The following is a 24,720-nucleotide window of genomic DNA, read 5'->3' as shown; positions in this document are numbered from 1 at the left end:
CGCCGGCGGGACGCGTCCGCCGGCGACTCGAGTGTGGTGGCCCGGGCTCAGGACACGACCCGGGTGTTCTGCGCGGCGGCGATCCTCCACTGGCCGCCCTCCTTGGCCAGCACGTAGAACGGCCTGCCCTCGGGCACGTCGTCGACGGGCTGCCCGTCGTGCGTCACCGGCCGCTGCCGGGCGTTCACGGCGGCCACGTCCGGGCGGACGAACAGGATGCGCTCGACCTCGTACACGGCCGTCGAGTCCTTCATCGCGCCGGGCAGCACCTTGTGCGTGAACGCGCTGATCTCATCCCAGCCCGACAGCCGCTTGCCGTGAGCGGTGGTCCACACGGGGTCCTGGGTGCGGAACGCGCTCATGAACGCCTCGGGCAGCTCGTTCTGCTGAGCGTGCTCGATCTCGGCGACGAGCCGGATGATCGCCTGGACGTCGTCCTGCTCGTCGGGGGTGCCGAAAACCTGGATGCTCATCGTCTTTCCTTCGCTTTTCGTCGTCGTGCGAGATCAGTTGGCGGAGCCGGCGCGAAGCTCGGCCACGGCGTCCTCGTGCCGGGGCTGCCAGCCCAGCTCCCGCCGCGCCGCATCGCCGCTGACGCTCTGGTCGAGGGCCAGGGCGTCGGCGAACGCCTCACCGAGCGCCTCGCGCGCCTCGTCCAGCGGCCAGGCCTGCGGTCGCCCGGGGACTCCGGCGGCGTCGCCGGCCGCGGCGGCGAGGTCGGGCACGGACACCGCGGGCTCCGTGACCCCGTGCCACAGCGTCCCGGCGGGTGCCCGCTCAAGGGCCACTACGAAGAGATCGGCCAGATCGTCGACGTGCACCATGGGCCAGCGCACCGCGTCCTCCCCGACGTACCGCGGGGCTCCGTGCTTGCGCGCCAGGTCCACAAGGAGCGCCGGGATCCCGCCGCCGCGCCCGTGGACGATGCCCGGTCGGATCACCACGGACCGCACCCCCTGAGCGGCGGCGTCGATCACCTGGCGCTCGATGGCCGGCCGGTAGCCGACGATCGGAATGGGGTTCGTCGGGGTGTCCTCGCCGGCGGGCTCGGGGCCGGTGGCGCCGAGGACCCACACGCCGCTCGTGTAGACGAACGCCCGCCCGGTGCCCCGGAGCGGCTCCGTCAACGCGGCCACGGCGGCGGCGTCCGCTTCGGCGTCACCCGTGGGTGTCGCCAGGTTGACCACCGCGTCGATGTCGGCCGTCACCGCGGCGCTCAACGAGGACGGGTCGGTCAGGTCGCCGGCGCGCCGCACGCGGCCCCGCTGCGACCCGTCGCCGGAACGGGACAGCTCCACCACTTCGTGGCCTGCCTCGGCCAGGCGGTCTGCGACCACGGCCCCGATGTAACCGGTGGCGCCCACAACCAGGATCTTCATGTCAGCCCTCCATCAAAAATTTCGATGTCGAAAACTTAAGGGATAGGTCCCCGCTATGTCAAACACTTCCATGTCGAAGTGTTAGCCTCTAGGGGATGTCACACCATCTCCGGAGGAGCCTATGACCGTCTCCGATCCTCGCGACGGGGTGGACGCGATTGTCGCCCAATGGCGGATGGTCCGCCCTGACCTGGATGTCACGCCCATGGAAGTCATCGGCCGGCTGTCCCGCTCCTCCCGCCTGCTGGAACGCGCGCTCAAGGAGAACTTCGCCGCCCACGGCATCGAGCCGTGGGAGTTCGACGTGCTGGCCACCCTGCTGCGCGCCGGCCCCCCCCACGTGCTCAACGCCGGCGAGCTCAGTGCCGCCGCCATGGTCAGCTCGGCGGCTCTGACCAACCGCATCGACCGGCTCGAGGACAAGGGACTGGTCGACCGCGCGGTCGACCCGGACCACCGGCGTCGCGTCCTCATCTCCCTGACCGACGAGGGCCTGCGCCTGGTGAACACGCTGGTCGAACAGCACCTGGCGTACGAGCGCCGGCTCCTGGGCGACCTCGGTCCCGCCGACAGCGAACACCTCGCCGCCCTCCTGCGCCGCCTGCTCGTCTCCCTCGGAGACACCGAGCCCTCACGCTAGCGCCAGGTACGTGTCATGGGCTGAGGGGGTGACCACGTAGGCGGCCACGAGTGCGCGCCGTCACGGCGAGCACCCCGTGAGCCCTCACGACCGGCCATGACAGAGGCGAGCCGGCGTCGGCGCGTGCGCGTGACGCCGGCCGTGCCGTACGACATCGCGAAGACCGGCAACCAGCGCGAAGACCGGCGACAGAGGCCGGCCGGCGCCGGCGCGTGCGGGTGACGCCGGCTGTGCCGTAGGACATCAGGAGACCGGCGACAGTGGAGCCGGCGTCGGCGGGTGCGCGTGAGGACGCGAGCCGAGGACCCGACGACGAAGGCACGCCGGCGAGAAACCGAAGATCACATCACAACTCGTCCGTGGCGGCACGGCGGTTGCGGCGGACGGTGTCGCCCGGCTCGCGCGCGGGCACCGGCGGCGGCGTGCCGCCGAACTCCGGGCACAACGCCTGGTGGTCGCACCAGTCGCACAGCCGGCTGCGCCGCGCCCGCCACTCGCCCGACCGCAGCGCCCGCTCGATCGCCTCCCACAGCGCCCGCACCTTGCGCTCGGTGGCCAGCAGGTCGGCCTCGTCGGGCGCGTACCGCAGCACCTCGCCCTTGCCGCCCAGGTAGACCAGCTGGAGTAACCTCGGCACCTCGCCGCGCAGCCGCCACAGCACCAGAGCGTAGAACTTCATCTGGAACAGCGCCTTCGCCTCGAAGTCGGGCCCGGGCGCGCTGCCCGTCTTGTAGTCGACCACGCGGACCTCGCCGCTCGGCGCGACGTCGAGCCGGTCGACGTAGCCGCGCAGCATCAGCCCGCCGTCCAGCACCGCCTCGACGTACAGCTCCCGCTCGGCGGGCTCCAGGCGGGTCGGGTCCTCCAGCGTGAAGTAGCGCTCCAGCATGGCCCGCGCCTGCGCCAGCCACTCGGCCTGCTCGGCCTCGCCGGCGAACATCTCCGCGTACTGCGGCTCCTCGTCGAGCAGCCGCCGCCACTGGGGCTCCAGCAGCTCCAGGGCCGCCTGAACCGAGCGCCCCGGGGCAGGCAGGTCGTAGAGACGCTCCAGCACCGCGTGGACCACCGTGCCGCGCACGGCCGCCGGCGACGGCTTCTCCGGCAACTGGTCGACCACGCGGAAGCGGTAGAGAAGGGGACAGGTCATGAAGTCGCCCGCCCGGGACGGGGAGAGAGCTCCGATGATCACCGGATCGGTCAACGTCATGCACCGCACTCTAGGTCACGCCCCCGACAGAACCGAGACGCGGAAAGCGGGATCACCCCGTCCGGCGCGTAGCATCGAGGCAGCGACACCCATGACGGACGGCGAGGAGTTCGGTGAGCGAGCAGAGCCCCCAGCAGGAGTTCTCGGGCCTGAGGATGGGAAAGCCGTTCGGCATCCCGGTCTACGTCTCGTGGACCTGGTTCATCGTCGCCGCGTTCATCACGTGGATGTACGGCAAGAACGTACGCGACGAGCTGCCGGAACTCGACGCGCCCGCCGCCTACGCCGTCGCCTTCGTCTTCGCTGTCCTGCTGTACGTGTCGGTGCTGCTGCACGAGCTGGCCCACAGCGTCCTGGCCAAGGCGTACGGCCTGCCGGTGCGCCGCATCACCCTCTACCTGCTCGGCGGCGTGTCCGAGATCGAGAAGGAACCGCCCACGCCGGGCAAGGAGTTCATGGTCGCCGCGGCGGGGCCCGCGCTGTCGCTGGCGCTCGGCGGCGCCGGCCTGCTCGCCGACGTGTACCTCGTCACCGGCGGAGGCATCCCCCAGCAGCTGATCTGGCAGCTCTGGGTCTCCAACCTCATCGTCGGCGTCTTCAACCTGCTGCCGGGGCTGCCGCTCGACGGCGGCCGGATGCTGCGCGCCGGCGTGTGGAAGCTCACCCGCAAGCCCGGCACCGGCACCGTCGCCGCCGCCTGGGGCGGCCGGATCCTGGCCGTGCTGCTCGTCGTCGCGTCGCTCGCCATGGCCGCCACGAGCGGCCGGAACCTGGACTACAGCGGCATGATCTGGCCGCTGGTGCTGGCCTCCTTCATCTGGATGGGCGCCTCGCAGTCGCTGCGCGTGGCCCGCATCCGCGCCCGCATCCCGCAGGTCAACGCCCGTTCCCTGGCGCGGCGCGCGATCCCCGTCAGCGGCGACATGCCGCTGGCCGAGGCGCTGCGCCAGGCCGGCGAGCGGCGGGCCGGCGCGCTCGTCGTCGTCGACCACGACGGCCGGCCCGTCGCGATCGTCAACGAGACCGCCGTGCAGGCCACCCCGGAGCACCGCCGCCCCTGGGTGAACGTCGCCTCCCTGGCCAAGTCGCTGGAGCCGTCCATGATCCTCGCCGCCGACCTGACCGGCGAGCCGCTCATCGACGCCATGCGCGAGACCCCGGCGGGGGAGTACCTCCTGGTCGAGCGGAGCGGCGAGATCTACGGCGTCCTCGCCACGTCCGACGTCAACCGCGTCTTCACCGGCGTCTGACCCCACTCCGGCTACGCCCTGGATGTCCGCGCGGCGGGGTCCACGGTCTGAGGCCTGGGGGTTCGCGTGGCGGGGTCCGCGTCCGGGGCCTGGGAATTCGCCTGGCGGGGTCCGCGGTCTGTGGCCCCGGGGCCGCGCGGTGCGGTCCGCGGTCCAGGGCCGGCCGTTCGGCGGGCCCCAGGGGGTACCCCGCCGCCCCGGCGTGGCCCCGCCCGGCCGGGGCGGGCGGCGTCTCCAGGCGTCCCCCGGGCGTCCTCCCAAGAGGAGCGGCTCGTCCCAGGTGGTTCGCCGCGGTGCTCAAGGCCGGTTCTGGTGGGCTTCGACCGGTCGGGCGGCCTCTTCTGGGGGTGCGTCTGATTTGTCCCACTCGAATAACCGGCAGCCCCCGGCTAGTGTCGTAACTGGTGATCAGGCCGGATGCGCGCCGGCCCGATCCCACCCCCGGCGGTTCGAGGATGCGACGGCTGGCCGATAGTGTTCCGTTTGGCCGAACTCACAGACCGGAGGGGTTCGCCGCGGCCCGACGATCCGACGGATCGGCACCGCCTCGCCGTGGCGCCCCCCGCCGCTGGGACGCGTAAGGCTGGTGGCCAGCACGGCAGTGCGGGTGCCGTAAATTCGCCGGCTTCCGGGGAGGAGAGTTGAGTGACCGAGCGCAGCGAGGGCACCGTTGAGCGTCAGCGCACCACCGTCGGCGTGAAGGAGGACTCATGACCGACCAGGGCTTCGGCGTGGTGCGTCCGCTCCCCGGCGACGGTCTCGTCGCCTACCTCGGAGGGCTGCTGCTGGCCTGCGACGCGGGGGAGGCCGCCGCGGACGACCTGCTGGAGGCGTTGCGCTCGACGGCCGCCTCCGGCGGCGACGGCCGGGCCCTCGCCAGGCGCGCGGCCCAGGTGCTCGCCGCCAACATGACCGGCGACCCCGCCACCTGCGCGGTGGCCGGCCCCGTCGGCGGCGGCGGCGTCGCCGTGCTCGTCAGCGGATCGGCCGCGGCCGTCATCACCACCGCCGACGGCGAGACCCGCCTGGCCGGCAGCGACTCCCTGACCTGGGCCGACCGGCTCATCGCGGGCCCCGTCGAGCGGGTGGAGCTCACCCTGCCCGGCGCCGGCACCCCGCATCCGGCCGTCGGCTTCGACGGCGGCGTCGTCCACGGCGGCGGCCTGGCCGGCGACTTCGGCGGCCTCGGCGAGCGGGCCGCCCCCGCGCCGGCCCGGCAGCTCACCAGCGAGCTGCCGAACACGGCGCTGCACATGGAACCCGACCTCATCCAGCCGCCCGCTCCCGAGCGCGCCCCGGTGAGCATGCCGCCCTACCCGATGTCGGGCGACCAGCCGCCGGCCGCCGCGCCGCAGGGGCCCGGCTTCCAGCCCGGGCCGCCGTCGGGGCCGCAGGCCGCCCCCTCGCCGGAGCCCGCGGGCACCGGCGCGTCCCTCGGCTTCCCGCCGTCACCCGCCGAGCAGTCGCCCGCCTCACCGTTCCAGCCGCTGCACGAGCAGCCGCAGCCCGGCGGCTACCCCAGCTACGACGAGCCCGCCCACACGCCCAACGGCGCCGGCGAGCCGTACGACCAGCCGGGACAGCCCGAGCCGCAGCCCGGCCCCCACCTGTCGGCGGTGCCCGACTACTTCGAGCCCGCCCAGCCCTCCGGCCCGCCCTCGGGCGACTATCCGGACCCGTACGACCAGGGCGGCCAGCCCGGGCCGGCCCAGCACGGCGGCCAGGAGCAGCCCGAGCACGGCGACCGCCCGCTCGTCTACGGGGTCGACTGCAAGAACGACCACTTCAACGACCCGCGCTCGCCCTACTGCGCGGTCTGCGGCATCGCCCTGGTGCAGCGCACCCTCGTCCCGTACAAGGGGCCCCGCCCGTCGCTCGGGGTCCTCATCCTGGACGACGGCACGACGCTGCCGCTGGAGACCGACTACCTCCTGGGCCGCGACCCCGAGCGCGCCCCCGAGGTGGCCGGCGGCTCGGCCCGTCCCGCCAAGGTCACCAGCCCCGACGGCTCGGTCTCGCGCCGCCACCTGCGGGTGGCGCTCGACGGCTGGGACGTCAACCTGGTCGACCTCGGCTCGGTCAACGGCACCCAGATCCAGCCGCCGGGCGACCCCAACTTCTACGACATCCCGCCCAACGAGCCGGTCACGATCGCCCCGGGCACCACGGTCCGGGTGGGCGTGTCCCGCACGATGCGCTTCGAACCGCACCGCACCTGAGCGAGCCGCCCACCGGCGGGGCACAGCTCGTCAGCCGGCCTGCGCGCGAGGCGGCAACCGGCCGGGCGCATCCGGCCACCGGGCCCGCGCGACCACCCGAGGTCGCGCGGGTCTCGTCGTCTCTCTCCGTGAGATGGGCTCCGTGAGACGGGCTCCGTGAGACGGGCTCCGTGAGGCAGCGTCCCGTGAAGCCGCGCGCGGGCGGCCTCGTCACGTGGGCCGTCACCGTGAGGCGGCCGGGTGGCCCTCGCCGAAGGCGTGCACCCCGCGCAGCAGCCGAGCGGCCGCGTCCAGGCCGCTGGCCGCCTCCAGGGCGCGTCCCCCGGCGGTGGCGAGCCGGCTCAGCAGGTGCTCGTCATGGTCGCCGAAGTCCCGCCCGGCCACCCACAGCCGCAGGTGCTCACGGGCCGCCAGCGGCACCGGGGCCGCCAGGAACCCCGGCTCGTCCACCGGCGCGTCCCGCGGCAGGCGCACCGGCCGGTCGGACGCGGCCAGGAGCCTGAGCACCCCCGACTCGGCCAGCCACGGCCGCACCCGCAGCGGATCGCCGGGCGGCGCGTGGACATGGACGGCGTGGGCCGTCCGATGCAGCGGGTCCACCCGGACGAGTCCGGCGTATCCCGTGCCGGAGAGGGAGGCCGCGGCACGGGCCAGCAGATCGGCCAGCGCCGCCGCGTCCGGGCAGGCGAACGAGCGGATGAGTTCGTGCACGGTGACATGGGCGCGGTTGCCAGGCATCGAGGTTCCCTCCGCGGAGGGGAAGAGATCGCGTGGTCTCATCACGCGCATCTACGGGTGCGGTGACCCGGAGTATTCTCCGAGACGCGCCCGTTGACCAGACCTCAACGGGAAAGTCCGATTTTTGCCAGCCGTGCCGCCCGCCCACGGGGGGCGCGTTCGGAGCGCCACCGCGCCCGGACTCGCGTCAAGGCGCTCACGCCTGGCCGGATCGCAGGCGCACCCACTGGATGTCGTCGGCCCGCGTGCCGTCCCCCTTGGGGAACAGCTCGTGGTGCAGGCACTCGCGCGCGAACCCCGCCCGCCGCAGCACCGCGTGCGACGCCTCGTTGGCCACGTCCGTCCCGGCCGTGATCCGGTGCAGCGGGGTGTGCGCGAACGCCCAGTCCACCAGCAGCCGTACGGCCCGCGTCATGAAGCCCCGGCCCCGGTACTCCTCCAGCAACGAGTAACCCACCATGGCCTGCCCCAGCACCGGCACCACCTGCATGAGCTGCACGTGCCCCGCGAACGCTCCCGACTCCGCGTCGCGGATCGCGAGCTCCATCCGCTGGCCCGTCACCCACCAGTAGCCGGTGTTGCGGCAGCGCCGCTCGATCTCCTCCAGCGTGGCCGCCGGGCCCACCGCGTAGGCCCGCACGCTGGGCTGGGCCATCATCCGCTGGAAGTGCCCGGCGTCGCCGAGCCCCATGGGCACGAGCCGTACGACGCCGTCGCCCAGCTCGCCGCCCTCGAACGGCGGCAGGTACGGCGGCGCCTCATCGCCCGAGTCCAGCGCCAGCCGCCCGAACAGCACGTGGTCGGTCAGCCGCCCGTCGCGCGTCTCCCGCGCGTCGCGCCGCCGCCCCTCCTCCCGGAAGCCCGCCTTCAGCGCCACCCGCAGCGACGCGACGTTCTCCGCGCCCGCCTGCAGCTCGACCCGGTGCACTCCCTGGTCGAACAGCCACTGCGTCACCGCCCGCACGGCCGCCGTGGCCACGCCCTTGCCCCGCGCCCACGGTGCGACCAGGTAGCCGATCTCGACCGCGCCCCACCGGTCGGGCGCGGACACGCGTACCGCCCCGGCGTAGGCGCCGTTCTCGGCGACGGTGAACTCGGCGCCGCCCTCCTCCCACCTCCGCGCCGCCCTGGCCACGTGGTCGCGGGCGTCCTGCTCGGTGTACGGCGACGGCAGCAGGGGCAGGAACCTCGCCGTCACCGGGTCGCGGCCCGTGGCGGTCATCGCCTCCACGTCGGCCTCCTCAGGGGCGCGCAGGACGAGGGATCCGGTGGACAGGACGGCGCGAGGGAGCATCACCCATACATATCGCGCGTCAGAGGCCGGTCGAAAGCCCTATAACCTTGCCGCCATGGGTTTCCGCAGGCATGGGCCGTTCCAGGTGGGGGATCAGGTGCAGCTCACCGACCCCAAGAACAAGCGCCACACGTTCACGCTCAAGCAGGACGGCGTCTTCCACACGCACAAGGGCGCCATCCCGCACAGCGACCTGATCGGGCAGCCGGAGGGCTCCGTGGTGCGCTCCTCCGGCGGCACCCAGTACCTCGCGTTCCGGCACCTGCTGCAGGACTACACCCTGGCGATGCCGCGCGGCGCCGCGGTGATCTACCCGAAGGACGCCTCGATGATCGTCGGCATGGCCGACATCTTCCCGGGCGCCCGGGTCATCGAGGCGGGCGTCGGGTCGGGCGCGCTGACCTGCTTCCTGCTGCGGGCCGTCGGCCCGGAGGGGCACGTCACCTCGTACGAGCGCCGCCAGGACTTCGCCGACGTCGCCCGCGGCAACGTGGAGAAGTTCTTCGGCACCGAGGAGGACGGCCCGCTGGCCAACTGGCGGCTGGTCGTCGGCGACCTCGTGGCCTCGATCGACGAGGTCGACGTCGACCGCGTCATCCTCGACATGCTGGCGCCGTGGGAGTGCGTCGACGCCGCCGCCAAGGCGCTGACGCCCGGAGGCGTGATCTGCTGCTACGTGGCCACGACCACGCAGATGTCCAAGACCGTCGAGGTTATCCGCGATCACGGGAGTTTCACGGAGCCCCATGCGTGGGAGACCCTGGTTCGCGACTGGCATGTCGAAGGACTCGCCGTACGGCCCGATCACCGGATGATCGGCCACACGGGTTTCCTCGTCACCGCCCGCCGCATGGCGGACGGCGTCACACCCCCGCCACGTCGCCGACGACCGAAGGGAACCACCGAAGAACTATGACAATTCGGCCACGAGGCTTCTTTGGTGCGTGAGACGGGAACAAGCCGCCGGGCTACCGCGCTGGCAGGATTAAACGCACAATCGAGGATTATTCACCGAACACTGAATGTCACTCTACGAACACTGCCCGGCCAGGTTACGGAGGGGCCCGAGATAGGTAAGGTCCTAAGTAGTCGCCCTCGACTGGGAAGGAGGTGACGGGGCGTGGCAGCTCGCGATGATGCAGAGGCTCGAGCCGCGCAGCGCGAACGGGAGGTCGCTGATCTTTCAACACAGGTCTCCTTCCTGCAAGAGGAGATCACCGCGCTGAGGCGGAAGCTGGCCGAGTCACCCCGTCAGGCCAGAGTCCTCGAAGAGCGCCTTCACGAGGCACAGGCGAACCTCGCGGCCGTCACCGGCCAGAACGAGCGCCTGGTCGCCACGCTGAAGGAGGCCCGAGACCAGATCGTCGCCCTCAAGGAGGAGGTCGACCGGCTGGCGCAGCCGCCATCCGGCTTCGGCACCTTCCTGGAGGCCCGGGAAGACGGCACGATCGAGGTGTTCACCGGCGGCCGCAAGCTGCGGGTGAACGTCAGCCCGGCCGTCGACGTCGACTCGCTGAGGCGTGGCCAGGAGGTCATGCTCAACGAGGCCCTCAACGTGGTCGAGGCCCTCGGCTACGAAGAGGTCGGCGAGATCGTCATGCTCAAGGAGCTCCTCGACGAGGGCAAGCGCGCCCTGGTCATCTCGCACGCCGACGAGGAGCGCGTGGTCCGCCTGGCCGACTCGCTGGTGGGCCAGCCGATCAGAGCCGGCGACTCCCTTCTGCTGGAGCCCCGCTCCGGCTACGTCTACGAGCGCATTCCCAAGTCCGAGGTGGAGGAGCTCGTGCTGGAGGAGGTGCCCGACATCTCCTACGAGGAGATCGGCGGCCTTTCCCGGCAGATCGAGCAGATCCGCGACGCCATCGAACTGCCCTACCTGCACGCCGACCTGTTCCGCGAGCACCAGCTGCGCCCGCCCAAGGGCGTGCTGCTCTACGGCCCTCCCGGCTGCGGCAAGACGCTCATCGCCAAGGCGGTCGCCAACTCCCTGGCCAAGCAGGTCGCGGAGAAGACCGGCCAGTCCGGCAAGAGCTTCTTCCTCAACATCAAGGGCCCCGAGCTGCTCAACAAGTACGTCGGCGAGACCGAGCGGCACATCCGCCTGGTCTTCCAGCGGGCCCGGGAGAAGGCCTCCGAGGGCACCCCGGTCATCGTGTTCTTCGACGAGATGGACTCGATCTTCCGCACCCGCGGATCGGGCGTGTCCTCCGACGTCGAGAACACCATCGTCCCGCAGCTGCTGTCGGAGATCGACGGCGTCGAGGGACTGGAGAACGTCATCGTCATCGGCGCCTCCAACCGCGAGGACATGATCGACCCGGCGATCCTGCGGCCCGGCCGCCTGGACGTCAAGATCAAGATCGAGCGGCCGGACGCCGAGGCGGCCAAGGACATCTTCTCCAAGTACCTCGTCGCGGACCTCCCGCTCCACCCGGAGGACCTCTCCGAGCACAGCGGCTCCCGCGAGGCGACCATCCACGGCATGATCCAGAGCGTCGTCGAGCGCATGTACACCGAGAGCGAGGAGAACCGCTTCCTCGAGGTGACCTACGCCAACGGCGACAAGGAAGTCCTCTACTTCAAGGACTTCAACTCCGGCGCGATGATCCAGAACATCGTCGACCGGGGCAAGAAGATGGCCATCAAGCAGTTCCTCGAGAGCGGCCAGAAGGGCCTGCGGGTGCAGCACCTGCTCACGGCCTGCGTGGACGAGTTCTCCGAGAACGAGGACCTGCCCAACACCACCAACCCCGACGACTGGGCCCGCATCTCCGGCAAGAAGGGCGAGCGGATCGTCTACATCCGCACCCTGGTCTCCGGAAAGCAGGGCGCCGAGGCCGGCCGTTCCATCGACACCGTCGCCAACACCGGCCAGTACCTGTAGTCGCGACCTCGTCACCTCGAAGAGGGCCGCGCGGTTCACCCGCGCGGCCCTCTCGCGTCCCCCCGACGACGACCCCGCCGGCGCGAACCGGAGCCCCCGAAGCCGGCCCCGCCGACGCGAAACCGGGACGAAGCGGGACGCAGTGTGTGAAAGATGTGACGCGCGGGAACCGAAGTGATCGTGGTGACGTCCAAAGGGCGTGCATCACCACAACCGGCCGCGCCACGCCCGCGGGGACGGCAGGCTGGCGGAGCTCGACGTGCTGCGGTTCGCCGCCGCCCTGGCCGTGCTCGCCTTCCACTACCTCGTCGCCTACGCCTCCGTGTGGGGCGACCGGCCCGCCGAGCTGTTCCCCGCCGCCGCCCCTTTCGCCGGCCTCGGCATCCTCGGCGTCGAGCTGTTCTTCGTCATCAGCGGCTTCGTCATCCTCATGAGCGCGTGGGGCCGCTCCCTGGGCGCCTTCGCCCGGTCCAGGCTCGTCCGCCTCTACCCGGCGTACTGGCTGAGCCTGGCGGCCGTCGCGGCCGTGTACGGCCTCACCGAGGCCAAGGCGCTCGACCCGAAGCTCACCCCCGGCGACTACGCCGTCAACGCGACCATGTTCCAGCGGCTGTTCGGCGTCACCGACGCCGCCGGCGTCTACTGGTCACTCTGGGCCGAACTGCGCTTCTACCTCATCATGGCGATCCTCGTCATCATCGGCGTGACCTATGGCCGCGTGCTCGTCCTCGGCGGCGTCTGGCTCGCCGCGGCGCTCGGCGCCGAACTGCTCGGCAACGACCTGCTCAACGAGATCGTCATGCCGCGCTACGCCCCCTACTTCGTCGCCGGCATGGCCCTGTACCTCATCCACAAGCACGGCAGCGCCTGGTTACCCTGGCTCTACGTCGTCGCCGGCTGGGCCATGTCCCTCCACTCGGCCCTCGAACGGGTCCACGGCCGCATCGAAGCCGCCGGCTTCAAGAACATGCCCGTCACCGACGTCTCGGTCATCGTCACGATCACACTGATCTTCACCGTGATGGCGCTCGTCGCGCTCGGCCTCCTACGGCTCAAGCCGTCCAAGCTCCTCACCGCCCTGGGCGCCACCACCTACCCGCTGTACCTGTTCCACTCCGTCGTCGCCGTCGCCCTCGTCCCGCGCCTCACCGGCAGCCTCCCGCCGTGGCTCACCGCGACCGTCACCGCGCTGGCCGCGATCATCCTGTCGTATCTCGTCTACTCCTTTGCCGAACGCCCGATCCAGCGTCTCCTCAGGCCCCGCCGCTCCCCGCGGACCCACCCCGCCCCGGCCGTACAGGTCGAAAAGGCGTCGGTGCCATAACTCTGTGACCCTGGGGCACTGTGAAGGGCATAGGCTCGGGCATATAAACGGCGGATAGGCAGATCCGGACGAACAGAGGGTGTTGCATGACGGTGCGTCGGGTGATGGGCATCGAGACCGAGTACGGCATCTCCGTACCAGGTCAGCCGGGCGCCAACGCGATGGTGACCTCCTCGCAGGTGGTGAACGCCTACCTGGCTGCCTCGGCGGCACGCGCGCGCAGGGCCCGCTGGGACTTCGAGGAGGAGAACCCCCTCCGCGACGCCCGCGGCTTCGACCTCGCCCGCGAGGTCGCCGACCCCAGCCAGCTCACCGACGAGGACCTCGGCCTGGCCAACGTCATCCTCACCAACGGCGCCCGCCTGTACGTCGACCACGCCCACCCCGAGTACTCCACCCCGGAGTGCACCAACCCCCGCGCCGCCGTCATCTGGGACAAGGCCGGCGAGCGCGTCATGTACGACGCGGCGCAACGAGCCTCCGCCATCCCCTCCAACGCGCCCATCCAGCTCTACAAGAACAACACCGACGCCAAGGGCGCCTCCTACGGCTGCCACGAGAACTACCTCATGCGGCGCGCCACCCCGTTCGCCGACATCGTCCGCCACCTGACCCCGTTCTTCGTCAGCCGGCAGGTGGTCGTCGGCGCGGGCAAGGTCGGCATCGGCCAGGACTCGCGCGGCGAGGGCTTCCAGATCAGCCAGCGCGCCGACTTCTTCGAGGTCGAGGTCGGCCTGGAGACCACGCTCAAGCGGCCCATCATCAACACCCGCGACGAACCCCACGCCGACCCCGAGAAGTACCGGCGGCTGCACGTCATCATCGGCGACGCCAACATGTCGGAGATCTCCACCTACCTGAAGCTCGGCACCACGGCACTCGTGCTCGCCATGATCGAGGACGGCTTCATCACCCGCGACCTCGCCGTGGACAATCCGGTGCAGGCGCTGCGGGCCGTCTCCCACGACCCCACCTGCCGCTACGAGATCCCCATGCGCGACGGCCGCCGCCTGACCGCGGTCCAGTTGCAGATGGAGTACCTCGACCAGGCGCGCAAGTACGTGGAGGAGCGCGGCACCGCCCAGGAGGAGATGAACAAGGACATCCTCGACCGCTGGGAGTCGGTGCTGACCCGCCTGGCCGAGGACCCCATGCAACTGTCGCGCGAGCTCGACTGGGTCGCCAAGCTCGAACTGCTGGAGGGCTACCGCACCCGCGACAACCTGCCCTGGTCCCACTCCAGGCTCCAGCTCGTGGACCTCCAGTACTCCGACATCCGGCCCGACCGCGGCCTGTACAACCGCCTCGTCGCCCGCGGGCGCATCCAGCGCCTCGTCACCGAGGACGAGGTCCAGCGGGCCGTGGAGAGCCCGCCGACCGACACCCGCGCGTACTTCCGCGGGCGCTGCCTGCGCCAGTACAGCGAGTCGGTCGCCGCCGCCTCCTGGGACTCCGTCATCTTCGACATCCCCGGCCGCGAGTCCCTGCAGCGGGTTCCCACCTTGGAGCCGCTGCGCGGCACCAAGGCCCACGTGGGCGAGCTGTTCGACCGCTGCCGCACCGCCGCCGACCTCGTCGCGGCCCTCACCGGCGGCGACTGACCTCTCCGCGTACGCGAACGGCGCCCCGGAACCCCTCCGGGACGCCGTTCTGTTGTGAGCTTGTCCTGATCTACAAGGTAAAGGCGCTCGCTCAGACCAGCAGCCCCACGCCGAGCGTCAGCGCGCCCACGGCCAGGCAGGCCCCGCCCGCCACGGTGAGCCCGATCAGGCGGCTCGGCCTCGTGTCGGACGGCCGGATGACCGACAGGAAGAAGCCCAGGGGCATGAGGATGGGCGCGGCCACGATGAGCACGCGCGCCAGCCACTTCAGGCCCTCCGGGAGGCCGGTCTGGTCCACGTAGAGCATGGCCACCAGGCTGAACAGCACGAGCACGCCCGCGTGGGCGTGCCCCGCGCGCCACAGGCCGCGCCGCACGGGGTTGTCGATGTAGCCCGGGACGCCCCGCATGAGGAACTTGAGCAGGGTGACGCCGCCGAAGGCGATCGTCGGCACGGTGATGAGCAGCACACCGGCCATGGTGAGGGAAGCGGGGGACACGGGAACCTCCTGGCAGAACAGCTTGACCACATTGGATAGTACAGCTATCTAGACAAACCGGCAAGATCGCCTGCCGATCGGCGCGAAATGTCGTCCGGTTCGGGGAAGATAAGCCTCAGGAGGCAGTCCCCCGAGTGGAGGTACGAACATGGCGAGCAAGGACACCGGAGGCCAGAAGCAGGCCGGTCGGCGTGACAGCGAGGTCGAGGAGACCGAGGCGTCGGCGGCACCCGACGTCCAGGAGCGCCAGGAGAAGCTGACGGACGACGTCGACGCAATCCTGGACGAGATCGACGAAGTTCTCGAAGAGAACGCAGAGGAATTCGTGCGCAGCTATGTGCAAAAGGGCGGACAGTAGGGCAAAACGGACAGGCAAAATAGGACAAGGTAATGGAAAGCGATGAGGGCTTGAAGCGGTGCCCGGACTGTGGGGAGGCCAAGGCGCTCTCCGAGTTCGGGCGCAACAAGCGCCTGGCCGACGGCCGGGCGCGGTACTGCAAGTCCTGCTTCCGTGTCCGCTCCACCCAGAGCTACCGCAAGCGCAGGGCCGAGCAGGGCAAGACCGTGCGTGAGCGGGTGGAGCCGCCCCCCGGCCGCAAGTACTGCCCGCGATGCGATGACATCAAGGAGCGCGCCGCTTTCGGCCGCAACCGTTCCAGCAAGGACGGGCTGACCGCATACTGCAAGCCCTGCCACACCCGCGTCATGCGGGAAAACAAGATCAAGAATCACGGCAGCGACCGGAACTACAAGCTCAAGTACCGTTACGGCATCACCGAGGACGACTTCGGCCGCATGCTGGCCGAGCAGGGCGGCCTGTGCGCCATCTGCCGCGTCGTCCCGGGCACGTTCGTCGACCATTGCCACCGCACCGGCCGGGTGCGGGGCGTGCTCTGCTTCAACTGCAACAACGGGCTCGGCCACTTCGACGACAACACCATGCTGCTGGAGCTGGCCGCCTATTACCTGACGGGGGAGGGGTTCTGGCCCGAGTTCGTGGTCCCGCCGCAGGCGTCGCGCGCTGACGAGGCGGCCCGGACGCGGACCTACCATCTGTCACGGCGTTACGGGATGCGGCACGAGGACGTGGAGAGGATGGTCGCGGACCAGTTCGGGCTGTGCGTCGTGTGCTGGAGCCGGGCGCCGGAGCATGTCGATCACTGTCATCGTACGGGTGACGTCGGGTTCGCGTTGTGTGCGCCGTGCAACACGGGGATCGGGCAGTTCCGCGACGACGCTGGGGTGGTTCTGCGGGCGCTGGCGTATGTGGAGGCGGCCGCCTCGGCTGAGGAGTATGTCGAGGAGGCGTTGGCGGCGGAGGAGTTCGCGCGGCTGGAGCGGGCTGATGAGCAGGCGCGCTCGGCGTTCTATTCGATGGCGGTCAGGGTGTAGGCGGTCGCTTCGTCGCCTGGTGGGGCGTACTCGACGGCGACGCCGAGCAGGCGTACGGGGCGGGCGAGGTCGAAGCGGCCGAGGACCGCGAGGGCGACGCGGATCAGTTCGGCGGGGTCCGTGGTGGGCGCCGCGAGCCTTGACTGGCGTGTGCGGGTGAGGAACGGGGCGAACCTCACCTTGACGGAGACACGGACGACGGCGCGGCCGGCCTCGGCGGCGTCGGAGGCGACCTGCCGGGCCAGGGCGGCGACATGATCGGCGATGTCGGAGGTGTCGGTGAGGTCGCGGGGGAAGGTGGTCTCGCGGCTGTGGCCGCGCGGCACCCACGGGGTGGTGACCACCTCGGACTCGCCTCTGCCGAGGGCGAGGTAGTGCAACCAGGGGCCGTTGACCGGGCCGAAGTGGCGGGCCAGTTCGGCGGGGTCGGCGGCGGCGAGATCGGCGACCGTGCGCAGGCCCAGGCCGGCGAGCTTGCGGGCTGTCTTGGCCCCGATGCCCCATAGGGCGTCCGTGGGTCGTTCGTGCATCACCTGGGCCCAGGTGCCGGTGGTGAGGCGGTGGACGCCGGCGGGCTTGGCGAAGGCGGAGGCCAGCTTGGCCTGGTGCTTGTTGTCGCCGATGCCGACGGAGCAGGACAGGCCGGTGGCGGCCCGGACGGCCCGCTGCAGGTCGGCGGCGAGCGCTTCCGGGTCGTCGGTGCGGGCCCCGACGAACGCCTCGTCCCAGCCCCAGACCTCGACCCGGACGGGGAAGCCGCGCAGCGTCGCCATGACCCGCTCGGAGGCCGCCTCGTAGGCGGGTTTGTCGCTGGGCAGGAAGACCGCGTCCGGGCAGAGCCTCAGGGCGGTGCGCAGCGGCATGCCGGAACGGATCCCGTACGCGCGGGCCTCGTAGGTGGCGGTGGCGGCCACGGTGCGCGGCCGGGTGGGGTCGCCCGAGCCGCCCACGACGAGGGGCCTGCCGCGCAGCTCGGGATGGCGCAGGAGCTCGACGGCCGCGATGAACTGGTCGAGGTCGACGTGCAGGACCCAGTCCCGCCCGGACTCCTGCGACCCCGTCATGGTGCCAGTATCGCCTGCTCGGCGTGGCCGGGACGGCCGGGGGATCCTCCGCGTCGGGGCGCGGGCGGGGTGACGGGACGCCGGGGGCGCCAGTGGATGGTGGCGGGACCTCGTGAGCGTAAAGAAACGATCTGGTGCCCGGTTCGCCGTGAGCTGATCGTGGGAAGTGCAGACAGCAACACAACATGAGTAGTGTCGCTCTAGGAACACTGACCTTTGGGAGGGAGTCGCGTGGCATCGCACAGGGATCTGCCCGCCGGCTTGGTGAACCAGCTTTTCCACAACACCGGGAGTTCCTCGTTCACGGAGTTCGTCGCGGGGTACGCACCCGAGTTGCTGCCGCAGCGTGACAAGGTCCTCGCCACCCCGATCGGTGACCAGGTTCCCCACGCGACCACGATCGTCGCGGCGACCTTCGCCGGCGGTGTGGTGATGGCGGGCGACCGGCGGGCGACGTCCGGCAACATCATTTCGCAGCGTGACGTGGAAAAGGTGTTCCGGGCCGACGACTACTCCTGCATGGGGATCGCCGGCACGGCCAGCACCGGCATCGAGATGGCCCGGCTCTACCGGGTGGAGCTGGAGCACTACGAGAAGATGGAGGGCCGCACGCTCTCCGTGGCGGGCAAGGCCAACCGTCTGGCCACGATGATCCGCGGCAACCTCGGCATGGCGATGCAGGGTCTCGTGGTGGTGCCGCTGTTCGCGGCCTACGATCCCGACCGCGACGAGGGGCGGATCTTCAGCTATGACGTGGCGGGCGGCCCGTACGAGCGTGAGCGGTTCGACGCGATCGGGTCCGGTTCCATCTTCGCGCGCGGTTCGCTGAAGAAGCTCTACCGTGACGGGGCCTCGGCCGACGACATGGTGATGACGTTGATCCAGGCGCTGTACGACGCGGCCGACGACGACTCGGCGACCGGCGGGCCGGACGTGACGCGCAAGATCTGGCCGATCGTGTCGGTGATCGACGCCGACGGCTTCCGCCGGCTGACGGATGAGCAGGTGTCGGGCTACGTCGAGCAGATGCTCGAGGCTCGCCTGATCTCGCCTGACGGCCCCATCGCCCCGCTGCGCTAGAAAGGACCATCACGGTGTCCATGCCTTTCGGATATGCGTCCCCTGAGCAGATCATGCGGGACAAGGCGGATTACGCGCGCAAGGGCATCGCGCGGGGCCGCAGCGTCGTCGTGCTCCAGTACGAGGACGGCATCCTGTTCGTGGCGCCCAACCCGTCGCGGGCGCTGCACAAGATCAGCGAGATCTACGACCGCATCGGGTTCGCCGCGGTGGGTCGTTACAACGAGTTCGAGGAGCTGCGGCTCGGCGGCATCCGCTACGCCGACATCAACGGCTACACCTACGACCGCTCCGACGTGACCGGCCGCGGCCTGGCCAACCTGTACGCCTCCAACCTGGGCCGCATCTTCACCGAGTCGATCAAGTCGCTCGAGGTGGAGGTCGTGGTCGCCGAGGTGGGCGACACCCCCGACGGCGACGCCATCTACCGGCTGACCTTCGACGGGTCGGTGTTCGACGAGCACGGCTTCGCCGCGATGGGCGGGCAGGCGGAGGCGGTGGCCACGCGGCTGAAGGAGCGTTACCGCGAGGCCATGCCGCTGGCCGACGCGCTGGAGGTGGCGCTGACGGCGCTGACCGAGCCGGGCGGCGAGCGCACGCCGGTGGCCCAGCTGGAGGTGGCGGTGCTGGACCGTAAGCGGGAGCACCGCAAGTTCCTCCGGTTGACGGGTGCGCGCCTGGAGCGGCTGCTGTCGCAGGCGTCCGCGGGCGGGGCGACACCTCAGGAGACGGCTGAGGAGCCGGGCGCCGCTCCTGGCGACGACGCCTCGGGTGACTCGGGCACCTCGGGTGCTTCGGGCGGCTCGGCCGCTTCGGGAACCTCGGGTGCCTCAGGTCAGGCGACCCCGCCGGCTGCTACGCCGCCACCCACCGGGCCGGACGGCGACATCGACGACGGCTCCTCGCCCCTGTAGCGGGGCCGTCCTCTCGGCGGCCCGCCGCGCGTCGTCCTGACGCCGCACGGTGGGCCGCTCGTCTCCGCGGGGCCGCGGCGTCGGTCCGTGTGGCGGCCGTGGTCCTACCGGCGTGACCGGGCGAGACCACGGCCGCCGCGGCGTTCCGGGGTGAGCGCGGCGTGCGGTGGCGGAGTGGGCACGTGCTGGGGTGGCTCTGAGGGCAGCGGGCGCGGCGCCGGCGCGGGCATGTGGGTAGAGCGGGCGGCGCGTGCCGCTTGGCCGGAGCGGGCGGGGTGTTGGTAAAGGGGGGCGCCCATGCCGTCGCCGCGATCTTCGGGTTCGGTCAAATGTCGGGCGGGCCGGGTGTCGGCGGGGCGGCGGCCCGGGTGCCGGGTGCTGCCATGAGCTCATGATCAAACTGAGTGTCGTCGTGGCCTCGGCCACCCTCGTCCTCCTGGGAGCGCAGGGTGGTCCCGCGCTCGCCTCCGCCGGGCCCCGGCCCGAGTCTCCCTCGCTCAGCCACTCCGAGACCGCGGGCGCGGCGGGCCATCGCGGGGCCGGGCATCTGTCCGACGCCGTGTCGTGGCGCGTCGTCCGCCGGGGGGACGCGCGCGGCGCCGAGCGCTCCACGCTTCGTGCCTCCACCCATCCGGCACACTCGACGTCCACCCGCCCCGGGCACTCGACGTTCATCCGTCCGGCGCATTCCTCGGCCGTCCGGCCGGCCTCGCGATCCACCGACCGCCCGTGGCCGCGTTCGTCCGGTCGGGGCACCTTCCGGTCGTCCGCTCATCCGACGCTTCGCGTGTCCGTCCGTCCCTCGGCTGCCGGCGGGGCGTCGGCCACGCCGTCCACGCCGTCCACGGCGTGGCCGGGCGAGCCGGCGCAGCTCTCGGTCGTCGGGCACGGCTCCGTCCAGGCGCCGCCCGACGTGATGCGCCTCAGCGTGGGTGTGGAGGTGCGCCGCGACCGGGCCTCCTCCGCGTTCAGTGCCGCGAAGGCCGCCCGGGCCAGGCTCGCCGCCGCGGTCCAGGGCGCCGGGATCTCCGTGAACGACATGCGGACCGAGAACCTCACCCTCGGCGCCGAGTACAAGGACGGCCCTCAGGTCGTCGGCTACCGGGCGGCGCAGGGCGTGGAGGTGATCCTGCGCGACATGTCGCGGGCCGACGCGGTCATCGACGCCGTCGCGGCCGTGGGGGACGAGGTGCAGATCAACGGCATCTCGTTCGAGGTCTCCAAGGCCGAGGCGCTGCTCGCGCGGGCGCGGGCGGCGGCGTACCGCGACGCGCTGAGCAAGGCCCGCCAGCTCGCCGCCCTGGCCGGCCGGCACGTGGGCCGGGTGGTGAAGATCGACGAGCAGTCCGACTCGACGCCGCGCTTCTCTCTGGCGGGGGCTGACGCGGCGTTCGTCAGTCCCGGTCAGTCGTCGATCTCCGTGATCGTCAACGTGGTGTACGAGCTGGTCTGACGCGCTCTCCGAGACCCCTCGTCACAGATGTGACCTATGTCACTTTTGCTGGAGTGAACTCCAGCCTGGGGCGAGGGGTCTCACCTGTCCGTGAAGACTTCTTTACGAGCACTGCTCGCGGTAGGCGCCTCCGCCGCCCTGGTCCTGACCTCCGGCGCGGCCTCCTGGGCGTCCACGGCGGCCTCCACGGGCGCCTCCGGCGGTGCCGCGGCCCCGGCGCGGCCCATCCCTGCCTTCAAGGCGCCGAAGATCTTCGGAACCTCCTTCCAGCCGGACCCGAAGCACGACTTCACCAAGGGGATCCACTCCCGGCACGACGGCATCCTGCGCGGTCAGATCACCCTGATCCGCGGCGCCGTCGCCGAGTACGAGCCGATCAAGTGGAAGAAGGACACCCATACCGAGGGCTACTTCGTCGGCCCGCCCGAGGGCGACGTGATGGCCTACGCCTCGCCCGTCGCCAAGGACGTCGTGTTCCTGTCGGCCTTCGGCTGCAAGGCCACCATGTCGCAGATGACGGTCAGCCGCTCCACCGGGCTCGGCGCCAAGCGCTGCGACCGTTCGGTGCTGCTCAAGCGGCACAAGAAGCAGGGCCAGCCGTCCCTGATCACCGTCTACAAGGGTGAGATCGTCAAGGTTCAGGAGATCTACACCCCCTGAGATCGCTGCTCCGAAGCCGTCGGGGGAGGGCGGCGGAGCGGCGACCGGCACGGACAGACCCAGGTGGGGCGCGGGGGCGCCCGCGTGGCGTGTCCGGGCCGGGTGCCGTGCCCGCGGGGCCGGGAAGGGCGCCGCGCCCTCATGGGGAGCCACGTCCGGTACCGGATCAGGGGGACGAACCGGACGGGCGCGACGCCCGGAGGGCGCGGGGCGGCAAAACACGCCGAAGATCCCTCCCGCTGGCCGATCCGTGGGCATAGTGTGAGGTGATGGATCGTCGCATCTTCGGGCTGGAGAACGAGTACGGCGTGACCTGCACGTTCCGGGGACAGCGCAGGCTGTCGCCCGACGAGGTCGCGCGCTACCTGTTCCGGCGGGTCGTGTCCTGGGGCCGATCGAGCAACGTCTTCCTCCGCAACGGCGCACGCCTGTACCTCGACGTGGGCAGCCATCCTGAGTACGCAACACCCGAGTGTGACAACGTCATCGAACTCGTCACCCACGACAAGGCCGGCGAGCGGATCCTCGAGGGCCTCCTCGTCGACGCCGAGAAGCGGCTGCGCGAAGAGGGCATCGCGGGCGACATCTACCTGTTCAAGAACAACACCGACTCGGCCGGCAACTCGTACGGCTGCCATGAGAACTACCTGGTCGGCAGGCACGGCGAGTTCGGCCGGCTGGCCGACGTGCTCATCCCGTTCCTCGTGACCCGGCAGATCATCTGCGGGGCCGGCAAGGTGCTGCAGACGCCGCGCGGCGCGGTCTACTGCGTCTCGCAGCGGGCCGAGCACATCTGGGAGGGCGTCTCGAGCGCCACCACCCGCAGCCGGCCGATCATCAACACGCGCGACGAGCCGCACGCCGACGCCGAGCGGTTCCGGCGCCTGCACGTGATCGTCGGCGACTCGAACATGAGCGAGACGACCATGCTGCTCAAGGTCGGCGCCACCGACCTGGTGCTGCGCATGATCGAGGCCGGCACCGTGATGCGCGACCTGTCGCTGGAGAACCCGATCCGGGCCATCCGCGAGGTCTCGCACGACATGACCGGCCGGCGCAGGGTGCGCCTGGCCAACGGCCGCGAGGCTTCGAGCCTGGAGATCCAGCAGGAGTACCTGTCGAAGGCCAAGGACTTCGTCGACCGGCGCGGCGGCGACGCGATCGCCCAGCGGGTGCTGGAGCTGTGGGAGCGCACGCTGACCGCGGTCGAGACCGGCAACCTCGACCTGGTGGCCCGCGAGATCGACTGGGTGACGAAGTACCAGCTCATCGAGCGCTACCGCAAGAAGTACGACCTGCCGCTGTCCTCGCCGAGGGTGGCGCAGCTCGACCTGGCCTACCACGACGTGCACCGCAAGCGCGGCCTGTACTACCTGCTGCAGAAGCGCGGCTCGGTGGAGCGGGTGGCGTCCGACCTCAAGATCTTCGAGGCCAAGTCGGTCCCGCCGCAGACGACCAGGGCGCGGCTGCGCGGTGAGTTCATCCGCAAGGCGCAGGAGAAGCGGCGCGACTTCACCGTCGACTGGGTCCACCTCAAGCTGAACGACCAGGCGCAGCGCACGGTGCTGTGCAAGGACCCGTTCCGCAGCGTGGACGAGCGCGTGGACAAGCTGATCGCGGGGATGTAGCCGGCGCTTTACCCGTCGGTTTACCTCGGCCCTACCCGGCGGTCGGATAGGGTGACGCGAACCTGCAGTCTCCCACCGAGGGAAGTCCATGCGCCGCGCCTTGGCCGTCCTGGCCGCCGTGCCACTGATCTTCTTCGCCGCCGCGTGCGGCTCCGACACCGCCACCACCTCCGCCTCCGGCTCCCCAGGGGCCGGAGGCGGAGCGGCGGGTGTGAAGGTCACCGGGAACGTGGGCGCCAAGCCCACCGTGACGATCACGGGGGCGCCCGCCACCAAGTCGTCGTACCAGGTGATCTCGCCGGGCAGCGGCCCGGCGGTCAAGAGCGGCGGCCAGGTGATCGTCAACCTCACCGTCTACAACTGGGACGGCAAGCAGAACGCCTTCCAGGGCTCCTCCTACGACACCAAGCAGCCGGAGACCATCCCGGTCAACGAGCAGCTCCCGCAGGTGCTGCGCGACGGCTTCTCGAAGGTCAAGCACGGCGGCCGGCTGCTGGCCGTGATGGCCTCCGACTCCACCCAGCAGCAGGCTCAGGCGACGCAGGCCGCCCAGCCGACCAAGGTGTTCGTCATCGACGTGGTCGGCGCCCCGCCGGAGCCGCTCAAGGCCGCCTCCGGCAAGGAGACCGGCGAGAGCATCAAGGGTGTCAAGGTCGTCAGCCCCGGCGGTGACAAGGCCCCGACGCTGACCACGAAGACGGGGGAGAAGGCGCCGAAGGAGCTCGTCGTCAAGACCCTGATCCAGGGCACCGGGCAGAAGGTGCAGGCGGCCAACACGCTGACCGTCCACTACACCGGCAAGATCTGGGGCACCGACAAGGAGTTCGACTCCAGCTGGACCAAGGGCCAGCCGGCGTCGTTCCCGCTGTCGGGCGTGATCCAGGGCTGGCAGAAGGGGCTCGTGGGCGTGCCGGTCGGCAGCCGCGTGGTGATGAGCATCCCGCCGGACCTCGGCTACGGCGCGCAGGAGCAGCAGAACATCCCGGCCAACAGCACCCTCGTGTTCGTCGTGGACGTCCTGTCCGCCTACTGAGGCCCTGATCTCGTCCTCGCGCCCTTCCCGGGCCGGTCGTGCCGGCGTCCGGGGAGGGCGCCGGCACGCCTAGACTCCGGCTGTGCGCGAAGACCATCTGGAGGCCCTCTCCCTGCTGCACGACCCCGTGCGGCGCAGCCTGTACGAGGCCGTGGCGGGCAGCGGCGGCGACGTGGGCCGGGCCGAGGCCGCCGAGGCGGCCGGGGTGTCGAGGACCCTCGCCGGCCACCATCTCGACAGGCTGGTCGAGGCGGGGCTGCTGGAGAGCGGCTTCCGGCAGCAGGAGCGGCGCGGGCCGGGCAGCGGCCGCCCGGCGAAGGTGTACCGGCGCGCCTCGGGTGAGCGGTCGGTGAGCCTGCCGCCGCGCGAGTACGGCGTGCTGGCCTCGGTGCTGGCGGGCGTGGTGGACGCGCTGGGCGCCGAGGAGAAGGCGGAGGAGGTGGCCAGGGCGGCGGGCGCCC

Annotated in this window: 23 protein-coding genes; 16 read left to right on the top strand and 7 right to left on the bottom strand. The window is 71.2% G+C overall.

Going from position 1 to position 24,720, the window contains the following annotated elements; genetic code table 11:
* Positions 1-47: 47 nt before the first annotated feature.
* Together AB0H81_RS23180 and AB0H81_RS23175 are read right to left on the bottom strand one after the other, a co-directional pair.
* Positions 48-473 (bottom strand): SgcJ/EcaC family oxidoreductase, encoded by a 426-nt coding sequence (locus AB0H81_RS23180; RefSeq protein ID WP_358378041.1) that lies wholly within the window; start codon positions 471-473, stop codon positions 48-50.
* Between the two features lie 33 nt (positions 474-506).
* A complete protein-coding gene (locus AB0H81_RS23175) occupies positions 507-1,379 on the bottom strand; it encodes an NAD-dependent epimerase/dehydratase family protein (protein WP_358378038.1) in 873 nt (290 codons plus the stop codon).
* A 121-nt stretch (positions 1,380-1,500) separates the two neighbouring features.
* Here AB0H81_RS23175 and AB0H81_RS23170 point away from each other — a divergent pair, with 121 nt between their 5' ends.
* Positions 1,501-2,019, top strand: coding sequence for a MarR family transcriptional regulator (locus tag AB0H81_RS23170; protein WP_358378036.1), 519 nt, complete (start codon positions 1,501-1,503; stop codon positions 2,017-2,019).
* Between the two features lie 346 nt (positions 2,020-2,365).
* Here the strand turns inward: AB0H81_RS23170 and AB0H81_RS23165 are convergent, their stop codons facing one another.
* The gene (locus tag AB0H81_RS23165; protein WP_358378033.1) at positions 2,366-3,226 is read right to left on the bottom strand and encodes a PD-(D/E)XK nuclease family protein; all 861 of its coding nucleotides are present in this window, start codon (positions 3,224-3,226) and stop codon (positions 2,366-2,368) included.
* 113 nt (positions 3,227-3,339) lie between these two features.
* Here AB0H81_RS23165 and AB0H81_RS23160 point away from each other — a divergent pair, with 113 nt between their 5' ends.
* Both AB0H81_RS23160 and AB0H81_RS23155 read left to right on the top strand, forming a co-directional pair.
* Positions 3,340-4,476: a site-2 protease family protein gene (locus AB0H81_RS23160; protein ID WP_358378031.1), complete on the top strand. Its 1,137-nt coding sequence runs from the start codon at positions 3,340-3,342 to the stop codon at positions 4,474-4,476.
* A gap of 710 nt (positions 4,477-5,186) precedes the next feature.
* A complete protein-coding gene (locus tag AB0H81_RS23155) occupies positions 5,187-6,695 on the top strand; it encodes an FHA domain-containing protein (RefSeq protein WP_358378029.1) in 1,509 nt (502 codons plus the stop codon).
* Between the two features lie 222 nt (positions 6,696-6,917).
* On the opposite strand, the gene AB0H81_RS23150 is transcribed toward AB0H81_RS23155, so the two are convergent.
* Together AB0H81_RS23150 and AB0H81_RS23145 are read right to left on the bottom strand one after the other, a co-directional pair.
* Positions 6,918-7,433, bottom strand: a complete 516-nt coding sequence (locus tag AB0H81_RS23150) for a hypothetical protein (RefSeq protein WP_358378026.1) — start codon at positions 7,431-7,433, stop codon at positions 6,918-6,920.
* A gap of 196 nt (positions 7,434-7,629) precedes the next feature.
* Entirely contained in the window at positions 7,630-8,727 is a 1,098-nt protein-coding gene (locus AB0H81_RS23145; protein ID WP_358378023.1) for a GNAT family N-acetyltransferase, read from the bottom strand.
* A 55-nt stretch (positions 8,728-8,782) separates the two neighbouring features.
* Between AB0H81_RS23145 and AB0H81_RS23140 the strand changes: the two genes are divergently transcribed.
* The 4 genes from AB0H81_RS23140 to dop all read left to right on the top strand — a co-directional run bounded on the left by AB0H81_RS23140 (position 8,783) and on the right by dop (position 14,536).
* Positions 8,783-9,643, top strand: coding sequence for a tRNA (adenine-N1)-methyltransferase (locus tag AB0H81_RS23140; protein ID WP_175589534.1), 861 nt, complete (start codon positions 8,783-8,785; stop codon positions 9,641-9,643).
* 204 nt (positions 9,644-9,847) lie between these two features.
* On the top strand, positions 9,848-11,611 hold the full coding sequence (gene arc / locus AB0H81_RS23135) for a proteasome ATPase (protein ID WP_358378019.1): 1,764 nt from the start codon (positions 9,848-9,850) through the stop codon (positions 11,609-11,611).
* A gap of 199 nt (positions 11,612-11,810) precedes the next feature.
* Positions 11,811-12,935, top strand: coding sequence for an acyltransferase (locus AB0H81_RS23130; RefSeq protein ID WP_358378016.1), 1,125 nt, complete (start codon positions 11,811-11,813; stop codon positions 12,933-12,935).
* A gap of 86 nt (positions 12,936-13,021) precedes the next feature.
* Positions 13,022-14,536 carry a depupylase/deamidase Dop gene (gene dop / locus AB0H81_RS23125; protein WP_358378014.1) on the top strand — a complete coding sequence of 505 codons (1,515 nt, stop codon included), beginning with the start codon at positions 13,022-13,024 and terminating at the stop codon, positions 14,534-14,536.
* Positions 14,537-14,627: 91 nt separating this feature from the next.
* Here dop and AB0H81_RS23120 read toward each other — a convergent pair whose 3' ends face one another.
* Positions 14,628-15,035, bottom strand: a complete 408-nt coding sequence (locus AB0H81_RS23120) for a hypothetical protein (protein WP_358378012.1) — start codon at positions 15,033-15,035, stop codon at positions 14,628-14,630.
* Between the two features lie 148 nt (positions 15,036-15,183).
* On the opposite strand from AB0H81_RS23120, the gene AB0H81_RS23115 reads away from it, so the two are divergent.
* The gene (locus AB0H81_RS23115; RefSeq protein WP_358378009.1) at positions 15,184-15,393 is read left to right on the top strand and encodes a ubiquitin-like protein Pup; all 210 of its coding nucleotides are present in this window, start codon (positions 15,184-15,186) and stop codon (positions 15,391-15,393) included.
* 32 nt (positions 15,394-15,425) lie between these two features.
* Complete coding sequence (locus AB0H81_RS23110; protein WP_358378006.1) at positions 15,426-16,427, top strand: endonuclease domain-containing protein; 1,002 nt, start codon at positions 15,426-15,428, stop codon at positions 16,425-16,427.
* Here AB0H81_RS23110 and AB0H81_RS23105 read toward each other — a convergent pair.
* Complete coding sequence (locus AB0H81_RS23105) at positions 16,403-17,491, bottom strand: DNA polymerase IV (RefSeq protein ID WP_358378003.1); 1,089 nt, start codon at positions 17,489-17,491, stop codon at positions 16,403-16,405. The genes AB0H81_RS23110 and AB0H81_RS23105 overlap by 25 nt on opposite strands.
* Positions 17,492-17,722: 231 nt before the next feature.
* On the opposite strand from AB0H81_RS23105, the gene prcB reads away from it, so the two are divergent.
* The 7 genes from prcB to AB0H81_RS23070 all read left to right on the top strand — a co-directional run.
* Positions 17,723-18,571, top strand: a complete 849-nt coding sequence (gene prcB / locus AB0H81_RS23100) for a proteasome subunit beta (protein WP_358378000.1) — start codon at positions 17,723-17,725, stop codon at positions 18,569-18,571.
* Positions 18,572-18,591: 20 nt separating this feature from the next.
* The gene (prcA, locus tag AB0H81_RS23095; RefSeq protein ID WP_358377997.1) at positions 18,592-19,485 is read left to right on the top strand and encodes a proteasome subunit alpha; all 894 of its coding nucleotides are present in this window, start codon (positions 18,592-18,594) and stop codon (positions 19,483-19,485) included.
* Positions 19,486-19,876: 391 nt separating this feature from the next.
* Positions 19,877-20,938 carry an SIMPL domain-containing protein gene (locus tag AB0H81_RS23090; protein WP_358377994.1) on the top strand — a complete coding sequence of 354 codons (1,062 nt, stop codon included), beginning with the start codon at positions 19,877-19,879 and terminating at the stop codon, positions 20,936-20,938.
* Between the two features lie 90 nt (positions 20,939-21,028).
* Positions 21,029-21,598: a hypothetical protein gene (locus AB0H81_RS23085; RefSeq protein WP_358377991.1), complete on the top strand. Its 570-nt coding sequence runs from the start codon at positions 21,029-21,031 to the stop codon at positions 21,596-21,598.
* Between the two features lie 269 nt (positions 21,599-21,867).
* Positions 21,868-23,226 carry a Pup--protein ligase gene (gene pafA / locus AB0H81_RS23080; protein WP_358377988.1) on the top strand — a complete coding sequence of 453 codons (1,359 nt, stop codon included), beginning with the start codon at positions 21,868-21,870 and terminating at the stop codon, positions 23,224-23,226.
* Positions 23,227-23,314: 88 nt separating this feature from the next.
* A complete protein-coding gene (locus AB0H81_RS23075) occupies positions 23,315-24,259 on the top strand; it encodes an FKBP-type peptidyl-prolyl cis-trans isomerase (protein WP_358377985.1) in 945 nt (314 codons plus the stop codon).
* A gap of 82 nt (positions 24,260-24,341) precedes the next feature.
* Positions 24,342-24,720: helix-turn-helix domain-containing protein (locus tag AB0H81_RS23070; protein ID WP_358377982.1), on the top strand; the 379-nt coding region annotated here is incomplete at its 3' end.

Origin of the sequence: Nonomuraea sp. NPDC050691 (assembly GCF_040654455.1) — a bacterium.
Lineage (GTDB): Bacteria > Actinomycetota > Actinomycetes > Streptosporangiales > Streptosporangiaceae > Nonomuraea.
This window is presented reverse-complemented; position numbering and strand designations above follow the sequence as displayed.